This window comes from Micromonospora sp. CCTCC AA 2012012, from assembly GCF_040499845.1.
Lineage (GTDB): Bacteria > Actinomycetota > Actinomycetes > Mycobacteriales > Micromonosporaceae > Micromonospora > Micromonospora mangrovi.
On sequence record NZ_CP159342.1, the window covers coordinates 715,325 to 729,119 of the forward strand.

The 13,795-nt window shown below is 70.6% G+C and carries 5 protein-coding genes; 2 read left to right on the plus strand and 3 right to left on the minus strand.

The window, feature by feature from the left end:
• Positions 1 to 144 precede the first annotated feature (144 nt).
• Positions 145 to 5,646, plus strand: a complete 5,502-nt coding sequence (gene pulA / locus ABUL08_RS03365) for a pullulanase-type alpha-1,6-glucosidase (protein WP_350934393.1) — start codon at positions 145 to 147, stop codon at positions 5,644 to 5,646.
• 149 nt (positions 5,647 to 5,795) lie between these two features.
• Here pulA and ABUL08_RS03370 read toward each other — a convergent pair whose 3' ends face one another.
• The 3 genes from ABUL08_RS03370 to ABUL08_RS03380 form a co-directional block, all read right to left on the minus strand.
• Complete coding sequence (locus tag ABUL08_RS03370; RefSeq protein WP_350934395.1) at positions 5,796 to 7,679, minus strand: hypothetical protein; 1,884 nt, start codon at positions 7,677 to 7,679, stop codon at positions 5,796 to 5,798.
• 354 nt (positions 7,680 to 8,033) lie between these two features.
• A complete protein-coding gene (locus tag ABUL08_RS03375) occupies positions 8,034 to 9,830 on the minus strand; it encodes a hypothetical protein (protein WP_350934397.1) in 1,797 nt (598 codons plus the stop codon).
• 299 nt (positions 9,831 to 10,129) lie between these two features.
• Entirely contained in the window at positions 10,130 to 11,587 is a 1,458-nt protein-coding gene (locus ABUL08_RS03380; RefSeq protein WP_350934399.1) for an aminopeptidase P family protein, read from the minus strand.
• 156 nt (positions 11,588 to 11,743) lie between these two features.
• On the opposite strand from ABUL08_RS03380, the gene asnB reads away from it, so the two are divergent.
• On the plus strand, positions 11,744 to 13,705 hold the full coding sequence (asnB, locus tag ABUL08_RS03385) for an asparagine synthase (glutamine-hydrolyzing) (RefSeq protein WP_350934401.1): 1,962 nt from the start codon (positions 11,744 to 11,746) through the stop codon (positions 13,703 to 13,705).
• Positions 13,706 to 13,795 lie beyond the last annotated feature (90 nt).

The following is a 13,795-nucleotide window of genomic DNA, read 5'->3' on the forward strand; positions in this document are numbered from 1 at the left end:
ACCCTCGGCGACCGTCGCGGTGCGGGCGATGACGGCAGGTTTCGCAAGCCGGCTGCTTTGTTGCGACTTGGTTTGCAAGGTATTGCAGAATGTTTCGGCAAGAGCTAGCGTGCGGGCGAATCAGCGACCAGAGGAAGGCCGTCGATGAAACCCCCGCCGATATCCCGCAAGGCGTTGCTCGCCTTGGTCTCCAGTCTCACCCTCGCCCTCGTCGGCGTGCCGGTCGCCGTTCACCAACTGGGCAACGACAGCACCGACCGGGCCCCCCGCACCGACCTCCTCGCCGCCGCCGGTGCGGCGCAGTGGAGCCAGGAGCCCTCCGCCGAGGCCCTGCTCAAGGCCGGCGACAGCACCGCCAAGGCCGACCAGTTCTACTTCGTCCTGCCGGACCGCTTCGCCAACGGCGACAAGCGCAACGACACCGGCGGTCTGACCGGTGACCGGCTGAGCACCGGGTACGACCCGACCGACAAGGGCTTCTACCACGGCGGCGACCTCAAGGGCGTCATCAACAAGATCGACTACATCCAGGGCCTCGGCACCACCGCCATCTGGCTCGCCCCGATCTTCAAGAACCGGCCCGTGCAGGGCACCGGCGCGGACGTCTCCGCCGGCTACCACGGCTACTGGATCACCGACTTCACCCAGGTCGACCCGCACTTCGGCACCAACGAGGAGCTGAAGCAGCTGGTCAAGCTGGCTCACCAGCGGGGCATCAAGGTCTACCTCGACGTCATCGTCAACCACACCGCCGACGTCATCAAGTACGCCGAGGACAAGTACGCGTACGTCGACAAGAAGACCGCGCCGTACAAGGACGCGCAGGGGCGGCCCTTCGAGGACCGTAACTACGCCGACGGCACCCGGGAATTCCCGAAGGTCAACCTGAAGTCCTTCCCGTACACGCCGACGTTCGCCACCCCGGCCGACGCGAAGGCCAAGGTCCCGGCCTGGCTGAACGACCCGACGATGTACCACAACCGCGGTGACTCGACCTTCGCGGGCGAGAACAGCGAGTACGGCGACTTCTTCGGCCTGGACGACCTGTGGACCGAGCGTCCCGAGGTGGTGCGCGGGCTGACCAAGGTCTACGGCGACTGGATCGGCAACACCGGCGTCGACGGCTTCCGGCTGGACACCGTCAAGCACGCCAACCTCGACTTCTGGCCGCAGTTCAGCCAGGGCATCAAGCGGGCCGCCGAGAAGGCCGGCAAGAAGGACTTCTTCATGTTCGGCGAGGTCTACAGCGCCGACCAGGAGATCGAGTCGACCTACGTGCGACGCGGCGGCCTGCCGGCCACCCTGGACTTCTCGTTCCAGGAGGCGGCGCGCGGCTACACCGCCGCCGACGGCTCCGCCAAGGCCCTCGCCGACATGTACGCCAAGGACGACCTGTACGCCGCCCGGGACACCGACGCGCGCCGGCAGACCACCTTCCTCGGCAACCACGACATGGGCCGGATCGGCTCGTTCATCGCCGCGGCCGGCGGTGACGACGCCAGCCAGCTCAAGCGCGACCAGCTCGCCCACCAGCTGATGTTCCTCACCCGCGGGCAGCCCGTCGTCTACTCCGGCGACGAGCAGGGCTTCACCGGCCCCGGCGGCGACAAGGACGCCCGGCAGGACATGTTCGCCTCGAAGACGGCGGACTACCTCGACGACGACCTGATCGGCACCACCCGCACCCACGCCAGCGACCAGTACGACAGGACCCACCCGCTGTACCGCACCATCGCCGAGCTGGGCAAGCTCCGCGCGGCCAACCCGGCCCTGCGGGACGGCGTCCAGGTCACCCGGTACGCGGCCGAGGGCGCGGGCGTCTTCGCCTTCTCCCGGATCCTGCCGTCCCAGCGCATCGAACACGTCGTCGCGGTGAACAACGCGTCCACCCCGCAGACTGTCTCGGTGGACACCTGGTCGGCCGGCGCCACCTTCACCGGCCTCTACGGCGGCGCGGCCACCTCGACGGCCGGCGCCGACGGCAAGCTGAGCGTCACCGTGCCGGCGATGTCGGCCGTGGTGCTCAAGGCCGACCGGGCCATCCCGCAGGCCGACGCCGCCCCGGGCGTCACCATCACCGCGCCGGGCGCCGACCCGGTCGCCACCAAGGCCACCGTGACCGCCAAGGTCACCGGCGACCCGCTGGCGACCGTCACCTTCGCCGCCCGGGTCCCCGGCGGCAGGTGGACCCTGCTGGGCACCGCGCACACCGCGCCGTACACCGTGCACCACGACCTCGTCGGCCTGGCCGGCGGCACGAAGGTCGAATACAAGGCCGTCGTCCGCGACGGCAAGGGCCGGACGGCGAGCGCCCGCTCCACCGGCGTCGTCGGCACCCCGGCCCAGGGCGCGTCGCGGGACTGGGCGGTGGTGCACTACCAGCGTCCGGCCGGCGGCTACGCCGACTGGGGCCTCTACACCTGGGGCGACATCGACCCGGCGTACGCCACCGAGTGGCCCAAGGGGCAGCCGTTCGCCGGCGAGGACTCGTTCGGCCGGTTCGCCTGGGTCAAGCTGAAGCCGGGCGCGAAGTCCGTCGGCTTCCTGGTGGTCGACAAGGACGGGAACAAGGACGTCGGCAACGACCGCGCCATCGACGTGACGCAGACCGGTGAGGTCTGGGTCAAGCAGGGCGACGGCACGCTCTACCCGACCCGGCAGGCCGCCACCGGCGAGCCCGACCCGGCGGTCGACCAGAGCACCGCGCTCATCCACTGGCGCAAGGCCGACGGCAACTACGACGGCTGGGGCCTGCACCTCTGGGACGGCGCCGCCAACCCCACCGACTGGGGCAACCCGCTCAAGCCGGAGAAGATCGACTCGTACGGGGCGGTCTTCCGGGTGCCGCTCGCGGCCGGGGCGACCGGGCTGAACTACATCATCCACAACGGTGACGCCAAGGATCAGCCCGACGACCAGCGGCTGGACTTCGGCACCGCCGGACACGAGGTGTGGCTGCTCGCCGGGGTCAAGGGACGGCTGCTGCCGGCCACCTCCTCCGGCGTCGCGAAGGACGTGGACATCACCAAGGAGAAGGCGCAGTGGATCGACCGGTCCACCGTCGCCTGGCAGACCGGGCCGACCGACGGCAAGCAGTACGCCCTCGTCGCCGCCCCGGCGGGCGGGCTGAGCATCACCGACGGTGAACTCTCCGGGACGTACACCACGCTGCCGCTGCGGGCGCAGCGCAACGGGCTCACCGAGGCCCAGCGCGCGGCCTGGCCGCACCTGTGGGCCTACCACGCCTTCAGCCTCGGCCAGGCCGACCTGGCCAAGGTGCCGGCGGCGCTGCGCGGGCAGCTCGTGGTGACCGAGCGGGACGCCGCGGGCACCCTGCTCGGCGCGACCGGGGTGCAGATCCCGGGCGTGCTCGACGACGTCTACCGGGCCGCCACCACGGCGAAGCTCGGGCCGACGTTCGCCGGCAAGGTCCCCACCCTGGCGGTCTGGGCGCCCACCGCCCGGACGGTGTCGCTCCAGCTCTTCGACTCGGCCACGGCCGAGCCGACGAAGACCGTGACGATGAGCCGCAACGACCGCACCGGCGTCTGGTCGGTGCGCGGCACCAAGGCGTGGACCGGTCGCTACTACCGCTACCAGGTGGAGGCGTGGCAGCCGGCCGCGCAGAAGGTGGTCACCGCCTCGGTGACCGACCCGTACTCGGTGGCGCTGGCGCCGGACTCGACGCACAGCCAGATCGTCGACCTGACCGACCCGGCGCTCGCGCCGGCCGGCTGGGCGACGCTGCGCAAGCCGGCGGCCGTGCCGTCGTCCAAGGCGCAGATCTCCGAGCTGTCGGTCCGCGACTTCTCCATCGCCGACGCGAGCGTGCCGGCCGAGCGGCGGGGCACCTACCTCGCCTTCACCGACCCGAACACGGCCGGCATGAAGCACCTGAAGTCGCTCGGCGACGCGGGGGTCAACTACCTGCACCTGCTGCCGACGTTCGACTTCGCCACCATCCCCGAGAAGCGGGCCGACCAGCAGCAGCCGGCCTGCGACCTGGCCGCGCTGCCCCCGGACTCCGACCAGCAGCAGAAGTGCGTCACCGCCGTGGCGGAGAAGGACGGCTTCAACTGGGGGTACGACCCGCTGCACTACACCGTGCCGGAGGGCGGCTACGCCGTCGACCCGAACGGTGCGAAGCGGACCACCGAGTTCCGGCAGATGGTCGCCGGGGTCAACCAGGCGGGCCTGCGCGTGGTGATGGACGTCGTCTACAACCACACCTCGGCCGCCGGCACCGACCCGAAGTCGGTGCTCGACCAGGTGGTGCCCGGCTACTACCACCGGCAGCTGGACGACGGCAGCATCGCCAACTCCACCTGCTGCGCCAACACCGCCCCCGAACACGCCATGATGGGCAAGCTCGTGGTGGACTCCCTGGTCACCTGGGCCAAGGCGTACAAGGTGGACGGTTTCCGGTTCGACCTGATGGGTCACCACCCGAAGGCGAACATCCTGGCCGTCCGGGCCGCGCTGGACAAGCTCACCGTGGCCCGCGACGGCGTGGACGGGAAGAAGATCCTGCTCTACGGCGAGGGCTGGAACTTCGGCGAGGTCGCCAACGACGCCCGGTTCGTGCAGGCCAGCCAGGTCAACATGGCCGGCACCGGGATCGCCACCTTCAACGACCGGCTCCGCGACGCGGTCCGGGGCGGGGGCCCGTTCGACGGGAACCCGCGGGTGCAGGGCTTCGCCTCCGGCCTGTACACCGACCCGAACGGCGACGACGTCAACGGCACCGCCGCCGAGCAGAAGGCCCGGCTGCGGCACTCGCAGGACCTGATCAAGGTCGGCCTGACCGGCAACCTGCGCGGCTACCGGTTCACCGACTCGTCGGGCAAGGTCGTCACCGGTGCGCAGGTGGACTACAACGGCTCGCCGGCCGGCTACACCGCCGCGCCGGGCGAGGCGGTCACCTACGTCGACGCGCACGACAACGAGATCCTGTACGACGCGTTGGCGTACAAGCTGCCGCAGGACACCTCGGCCCAGGACCGGGCCCGGATGCAGGTGCTCGCCCTCTCCACCACCGCCCTCGGGCAGGGACCCGGGTTCGTGACGGCCGGCTCGGAGCGGCTGCGCTCCAAGTCGCTGGACCGTAACTCGTTCAACTCCGGTGACTGGTTCAACCAGATCCGCTGGGACTGCACGCAGGGCAACGGCTTCGGCGCCGGTCTCCCGCCGGCGCAGGACAACCAGGACAAGTGGCCGTACGCGAAGCCGCTTTTGGCCGACCCGAAGCTGGTGCCGGACTGCGCGGCGATCAACCTGGCCGACGCCCGGTACGCGGAACTGCTCAAGGTCCGCGAGTCCTCGCCGGTCTTCGGGCTGACCACCGCCGACCAGGTGCAGAAGCGTGTCGCCTTCCCGCTCTCCGGCGAGAACGAGACCCCGGGGGTGCTCACCATGACCCTCGACGCTCGCGGGCTGGGTGGGACGTGGAAGTCGGTGACCGTGGTCTTCAACGCCACCCCGAAGGCGGCGGAGCAGACGGTGACCGGTCTGCGCGGGTCGAACGTGGCCCTGCACCCGGTGCTGCGGAACTCGGCCGACCCGGTGCTCCGGACGGCCTCGTTCGACAAGGCGAGCGGCACGTTCACCGTGCCGGCCCGCAGCGTGGCGGTCTTCGTCCAGCAGTGACCACCCGTTGGTGACGTCGGCCCCCGTCCGCGATCAGCGGACGGGGGCCGACGGCGTTCGGACGTGCTGCGGCGGGGAGACGGGTCCGGCCCCCTGCCACCGAAGTGGCAGGGGGCCGGCGGTCCGTCCGGTCCGAGCGTGGGCCTGCGTCAGTTGAAGCAGTCCTTGACGGTCCCGGCGCAGTTGGTCGGGTCGTTGTCGGTCACGGTCGACGTCTCGTCGAGCTTGACCCGGCCGTCGATGTTGAGGATGCCCCCGGCGACCCGGTGCAGCTTGGACGAGTCGGTGGCGGTGTTCTTGGTGACGCGGGTCTTGGTCAGGGTGACCGTGCCCTTGTTGTTGAAGATGCCGCCGCCGTTGAGGGCGGTGTTGCCCTTGATCTCGGTGTCCCGCAGGGTCAGGGTGGCGTTGTCGCCCCGGCCCTCCGGTCCCTCCGCGAAGCCTTCCTCGACCTTGACCAGCCACTCACCGTTGAAGATGCCGCCGCCGAAGCCGCCGGCGGTGTTGTCGACGATCTTGCTGTCGGCGATGGTGGCCGTGGCCTCCTGGCGCTCGTCGCGGCCGGGCACCAGGCCCGCCTCGCGCTTGCCGCCGGTGTTGACGACGCCGCCGCCCCCGTAGTTCGCGTGGTTCTTGGCGACGACGACGTGGTCGAGGTCGATGTCGGTGTCCTCGGCGTAGATGCCACCGCCGTTGCGGCAGGCGGTGTTCTCCTTGACGAAGGAGTAGCTGACCTGGAGGAACCCGCCCGAGCTGAACAGACCGCCGCCGTTCTCGCCGGCCTGGTTGCCCTCGATGGAGCTCTTGAAGATCTCCACGCTGCCGGCCTCGTCGCGGCCGTCCACGAGGACGCGCGGGTAGCCCTCCTTCTTGCCGCGCCCGTTGGCGATGCCGCCGCCGTTGTCGCCGGCGGTGTTGTGGGCGACGTGGGACTCCTTGACCTTGAGCAGGCCGGTGTTGAAGATACCGCCGCCGTTCTCGCGGGCGTGGTTGTCCTCGACGGTGCTCCAGGCCAGGTCGACCCGGCCGTAGTTGGCGATCGCGCCACCGTTGCCCTCGGCGTTGTTGCCGATCAGCTTCACCTTCTCCAGGTGGGCGCTGCCGCCGTGCTCGACCAGCAGGGCACCGCCGTCCGCCTCGCCGCCCTTGTGCGGCGCCGCGCCGGAGAGCCCGGCCTGCGCCGCCTGCGGAGCCGACGCGGGGACCCCCTGCGGAGCCGCCGCTGCCTGCGCCCCCTGCGGAGCCGCGGCGGCCTGGGCCCCCTGCGGGGCCTGGACGACCTGCGGCGCCTGGACGGCCTGGCCGCCCTGCGGAGCCGCGCCGCCCTGGCCGCCCTGCGGGGCCTGGAGGTTCTGGCCGCCCTGGGTGCTGGTCGAGGGTGCCTGGCCGTACTTGAACTCGGCGGCGTTGCCGCCCTTGAGGGTGACGTCCTTCAGGGTGAGGTCGCCGCCGTCGGCGACGCGGAAGAGCCGGAAGGCGTCTTCGGAGTCGCGCTTGATGGTGGAGTCCTCGCCCTTGATGGTGATCTCCTGCCGGATGGTCGGCAGTGCCGCGCCGGCCTTGCGGTCGGAGAAGCTCAGCTCGTACGTGCAGTGCGGGGCGAGCTTCAGGGTGCCGCCGTGGTCCCGGTTGGCCAGGTCCACGGCCTCGATCAGCTTCTCGTCGTCGCAGGGCACCTCCCGCACGCGCCCGTGGTCGTCGCGGTCCCGGTCCTTGTCCCGGCCGTGCTCGCCACGCTCGTCGCGGCCCTTGCCGTCCCGGCCGTACTGGTCCTCGGCGTTCCGCGCGTCGCGATCCTTCTCGTCGCCCTGCTCGTCGCCGTGGTTGTCGTCGCTGACCTGCTGGGCGGTCGACCACTTCACGTCGGCCAGCCGGTGGGGACCGGTGGCCCCGGTGGTCGCGTACGCCACGCCGGCCAGGCTGACCGCCCCGGTCAGGCCGACGACGCCGGTGGCGAGCCAGAGCCGACGACGACGGATCGGGGAGGTCGTCTCACGAGTGGCGTCATCGTTATTGCGAAGGTTGTTGGACATCGGAGCTCTCTGCCCTCTCCTTGTACCAGGCAAGGTCGCTTCGTCACAGCGAGGCGGCCTTCGCTACAAATCGGTTGTAGCTGCTGAGAAACACCGTATGAGAACCTTCTTCGCCTCGTGTGCATATGCGAAAAAAGCCCACATCCGGGACGTGGGCGGTGCAGCGGGCAGCAGGGCGGACGGCGATGCCGCAGCGGTGTCACGAGGACCAAGGGGGCCGTGCGGGGCGGAAAGCCGATGGTCACCGACGCCCGCCGCATTCGGGACGCGCCCGACGTACCCCTCGAAGGGGGCGAGGGGAGTCCCTTCCCGTCGCCGGGCGACGGAAAGGGACCCCCGCGGTTATGTGGTGGTTCAGTTGAAGCAGTCCTTGACGGTCCCGGCGCAGTTGGTCGGGTCGTTGTCGGTCACGGTCGACTTCTCGTCGAGCTTGACCCGACCGTCGTTGTTGAGGATCCCGCCGGCGACCCGGTGCAGCTTGGACGAGTCGGTGGCGGTGTTCTTGGTGACGCGGGTCTTGGTCAGGGTGACCGTGCCCTTGTTGTTGAAGATGCCGCCGCCGTTGAGGGCGGTGTTGCCCTTGATCTCGGTGTCCCGCAGGGTCAGGGTGGCGTTGTCACCCTTGCGGTCCCCGCCGTCGGGCGCCTGCAGGAAGCCGTCCTGGAGCTTGACCTCCAGGTCGCCGTTGAAGATGCCGCCGCCGAAGCGTCCGGCGGTGTTGTCGACGATCCTGCTGTCGGCGATGGTGGCGGTGGCCTCCTGCTCCTTCCCGGCACCGTCGTACGACGGGCCGTCCTTCTTCTTCTCGCCGCCGGTGTTGACGATGCCGCCGCCGTCCTTGTCGGCGTGGTTCTTGGCGACGATCACCTTCTCGAGGTCGAGGTCGGTGTCCTCGGCGTAGATGCCACCGCCGTTGCGGCAGGCGGTGTTCTCCACGACGGCGCCGAACGCGATCTTGACGAACCCGCCGGAGCTGAACACGCCACCGCCGTTGTCGCCGGCCTGGTTGCCCTCGATGGTGCTCTTGAAGATCTCCACGCTGCCGGCCTGGTCGCGCCCGTCGATGACGACGTGCGGGTAGCCGTACTTCCTGCCGTGGCCGTTGGCGATACCGCCACCGTTCTTGACGGCGGTGTTGTGGGCGACGTGGGACTCCTTGACCTTGAGCAGGCCGGCGTTGAAGATGCCGCCACCGCTCTCCCGGGCGTGGTTGTCCGCGACCGTGCTCCAGGCCAGGTCGACGCGGCCGTAGTTGGCGATCGCGCCGCCGTTGCCCTCGGCGTTGTTGTCGACCAGCTTCACCTTCTCCAGGTGGGCGCTGCCGCCGTGCTCGACCAGCAGCGCACCGCCGTCGGCCTCGCCGTCCTTGCGCTGCCCCGGGCCCCCGGGACCGCCCTGCGCAGCCGCGCCGCCCTGGCCGCCCTGCGGGGCCTGGAGGTTCTGGCCGCCCTGGGTGCTGGTCGAGGGTGCCTGGCCGTACTTGAACTCGGCGGCGTTGCCGCCCTTGAGGGTGACGTCCTTCAGGGTGAGGTCGCCGCCGTCGGCGACGCGGAAGAGCCGGAAGGCGTCTTCGGAGTCGCGCTTGATGGTGGAGTCCTCGCCCTTGATGGTGATCTCCTGCCGGATGGTCGGCAGTGCCGCGCCGGCCTTGCGGTCGGAGAAGCTCAGCTCGTACGTGCAGTGCGGGGCGAGCTTCAGGGTGCCGCCGTGGTCCCGGTTGGCCAGGTCCACGGCCTCGATCAGCTTCTCGTCGTCGCAGGGCACCTCCCGCACGCGCCCGTGCTCGTCGCGGTCCCGGTCCTTGTCCCGGCCGTGCTCGCCACGCTCGTCGCGGCCCTTGCCGTCCCGGCCGTACTGGTCCAGCCGGTTCTGCTCGTCGGCGTCGGTGCCGCCCTTCTCGTCGGCGTCCTTGCCGGTCTCGTCCTCGGTGGTGCCGGCGTCGCTGACGTTCTGCGGCGCGGCGACGTGGTTCTCCGACGCGCGCTGTGCGTCGTCGGACTTGTTGTCCCGAGCGGCGAGACCACCCAGCGCCGCCAGACCGACGACGCCGGTCAGCCCGGCCACGCCGGTGGCGACCCAGAGCGCCCGCCGCCTGTTCGTCGGCGGGGTCATCGGCGCCCCGCCGTCGGTAGTCGTTACGTCGTTGGACATCAGAGCCTTCCGCCCTTTCGTGCTTCAAAGGCGCCGCACCACCCCAGGTGGGGCGACCTGCTACAAATCGGTTGTAGCCTCTGATAGTCACCGTATGAGAAGGATCCTCGCGACGAGGACTTATCCGAGAAAACCCCGCATTCCGCTCACATCCGGGACGGGTGGTACTACCGGCCCGTGCGGGCAGGAAGGGCGCTGAGCAGCGCAAACAGCGGCGGGCCCCGGTGTCGGCGTCAGCGCGACAGCAACGGTCGCGGACGCCGGCGACGGGACCCGCCGCAGGTGGTCGTACGGGAGGGTCAGCCCGGCAGGCGCGGACCCGCCTCGCGCTGCTCGGCGAGCCAGGTCTCCACCTCGTCGGCGCGGCGCGGCAGGCCGGCCGAGAGGTTCACCGCACCGGTCGCGGTGACCAGGATGTCGTCCTCGATCCGCACCCCGACGCCGCGCAGCTCCTCGGGGACCAGCTCGTCCTCCGGCTGGAAATAGAGCCCCGGCTCCACCGTCAGCACGTAACCCTCGCCCAGCTCGCCGTCCCGGTAGCGCTCCTTGCGGGCGTTGGCGCAGTCGTGCACGTCGATGCCGAGCATGTGGCTGGTGCCGTGCAGCGTCCAGCGACGATAGATCGTCGAGGCCGGGTCCATCGCCTCGTCCACGCTCACCGGCAGCAGCCCCAGGTCCCGCAGCGCCTCGGCGAGCACCCGCATGGCGGCCTGGTTCACGTCCCGGAACGCCACCCCCGGCCGGATCACGTCGATGCCCGCCTGCTGCGCGGCGAGGACGGCGTCGTACACCTGGCGCTGGAGCGGGGTGAACCGGCCGTCGACCGGCAGCACCCGGGTGACGTCGGCGGTGTAGAGGTGGCGGTTCTCCACCCCCATGTCCATCAGCAGCAGCTCACCCGGCCGGGTGGCACCGTGGTTGTGCACCCAGTGCAGGATCGTGGCGTGCTCACCGGCACCGACGATCGAGTTGTAGCCGACGTCGTTGCCGTCGTGCCGGGCGCGCAGCGCGAAGATCCCCTCCAGCAGCCGCTCCGACACCGCCCGGTCGGCCGGCAGCGCCCGGGCCACGTCCTCGAAGCCGCGGACGGTCGCGTCGCAGGCGTCCTGGAGCTGGGCGATCTCCCACTCGTCCTTGACCAGCTTCAGCTCCGCGATCGCCACGGCCAGCTCCCGGTCGCGCGCCGGTCGGCCGTCGAGCGGGCGCACGGCCGCGTCCACCCGGGCGTCGAATCCCCGCAACACCCGGGTACGCCCCGGCGCGCAGTCGGCCAGCGCCGCGTCCAGCTCGGTCAGGTCCTCGGTCGGCAGGCCCAGCTTGGTCGAGCGCTCGCCGAGGGTGGGCCGCCGACCCACCCAGAGCTCGCCGTTGCGGCTGCGGAAGAACTCGTCGGTCCGCCGCGACGACCGGGGACGCATGAAGAGCGTGGCGTCGTGGCCCGAGCCGTTCGGCCGCAGCACCAGCACGCTGTCCGGGTCGTGGTCGCCGGTCAGGTAGGCGAAGTCGCTGCCCGGCCGGAACGGGTGGTCGGTGTCGTTGGCGCGTACCTTCTCGCCGCCGGTCGGGATCACCAGGGTCTCGCCGGGGAAGGTCGCGGAGAGCGCGGCCCGCCGCTTCGCGTAGTTCGGCACCTCCGGTCGGGGGCCGACCGGCAGTTCGGTGTCCCGCCAGCCCTGCCGCATGAACGTCAGGAACGCCTCGGGGAAGTCCGGGTCGTGCGACTGCGTCCCGTCCGGCTGCGTCCGTTCCTCGGTCATGATCGGCCCCCTTGCGCGTCGTTGCTGGTCCAGACGCTACCGGGCCGCCGGAGCCGGGCCTCCCGCGGTGCCGCGGCGGCCGGTCGCGGGGCGCGGGAGGGGGCAGAGCCAGCGGTGCCGCGACGCCCGGACGGCCCGCGTGAAAAGATGCTGACCATGTGCGGACTCCTGGCCTTCTTCAGCGCGCGCGGCGACGCCGCCGCCCACCGCGACAACATCGCCGGAGCACTGGAGTGCCTGCACCACCGCGGCCCGGACGAGACCGGGGTCGAGGTGGTCGGGGACGCCTCCGGCCAGTACGCGGACGGCGTGTTCGCGCACAAGCGCCTGGCCATCATCGACGTGGCGCTCAGCCACGAGCCGCTGCCCTACGCGGGTGGCCGCTACCTGCTCACCTTCAACGGTGAGATCTACAACTACATCGAGCTGCGCGACGAGCTGATCCGGGACTTCGGCGCCCAGTTCGCCACGAACGGCGACGGCGAGGTGATCGTCGCCGGCTACCACTACTGGGGCGAGCAGGTGCTCACCCGGCTGCGCGGCATGTTCGCCTTCGTCATCTGGGACCGGCAGGAGCGGCGGGCGTTCGGCGCCCGGGACTACTTCGGCATCAAGCCGCTGCACTACCTGGAGACCGCCGACGGGCTCTACCTCGCCTCGGAGAAGAAGGCGCTGCTGCCGTTCGCGCAGTCGGCGTACCAGGGGGACGCGGGGATCGACACCGCCAACCTGAGCCACTACCTGACCCTCCAGTACGTCCCGGAACCGGGCACCCTGCACCGGGGGGTCAACCGGATCGGGTCGGGGGAGTACCTGACCTGGACGCCGGGCGGCCGGATCGACGTGCGCCGGTGGTACCGGCCGGTGTTCCGCCCCGCGCCGGTCTCCGACGAGCAGAAGCTGTACCACGAGATCCGGGAGACGCTGCGGGAGAGCGTCCGGATGCACATGCGCTCGGACGTGCCGGTCGGCTCGTTCCTGTCCAGCGGGATCGACTCGACCGCGGTGGTGGCGCTGGCCCGGGAGTTCAACCCGAACATCCTCACCTTCACCGTCGGCTACGACGTCCCCGGCTACTCCGAGATCGACGTCGCCCAGGAGTCGGCCCGGCACCTCGACGTCACCACGATCCCGACCAAGATCGGGCCGCAGGACATGATCGACGCCCTGCCGAAGATCATCTGGCACCTGGACGACCCGGTGGCCGACCCGGCGCTGGTGCCGCTCTACTTCGTCGCCAAGAAGGCCGCCGAGCACGTCACCGTGGTCCTCTCCGGCGAGGGCGCCGACGAGTTCTTCGGCGGGTACACCATCTATCGCGAACCGCTCTCCCTCGGCACGGTCAACGGCCTGCCGGGCGGGGTGCAGAAGGGCCTGCGGGCCGTCTCCAAGGCGATCCCGCAGGGGGTCAAGGGCAAGAGCTTCCTGGAGCGCGGCACCACCCCGATCGAGCAGCGCTACTACGGCAACGCCCGGATGTTCACCGAGGAGGAGAAGCAGCAGCTGCTGCGCCGCTACGACCCCTCGGTCCGCTACACCGACGTCACCGCGCCGATCTACGCCGAGTGCACCGAGCTGGACGACGTCACCAAGATGCAGTACGTCGACCTCTACACCTGGCTGCGCGGCGACATCCTGGTCAAGGCCGACCGGATCTCGATGGCGCACTCGCTGGAGGTGCGGGTGCCCTTCCTCGACCGCGAGGTCTTCGACGTGGCGGCCGGCATCCCGGTGGACCTGAAGCTCCCGCCCCGCTCCGACGCCACCAAGTACGCGATGCGCCAGGCGTTGCAGGGCGTGGTGCCGCCGGCCATCGTCAACCGCAAGAAGCTCGGCTTCCCGACCCCGACCCGGGTCTGGCTGCGCGGCGAGATGTACGAGTGGGCCCGGCACGTGCTGTCCACCTCCGGCGCCGGTGACCTGCTCGACCTGTCGTACGCGATGCGGCTGCTGGAGGAGCACAAGCGGGAGGAGGCGGACCACTCCCGCAAGGTGTGGACCGTGCTCATCTTCTGCATCTGGCACGCCATCTTCGTGGCGAAGACCCTCGACCCCGGCATCCAGCGCAACCAGTCCGCCCTCCTGACCAAGCCGGTCGTCGGCAGCATGGTCCGCTGACCCCCACCCCCACCGCGGGGCTTGTCGATCAAGAGGTTTGCGTCAGCCGGAGCCCGTCCGGTGACGCAAACCTCTTGATCGTTTCAGCCG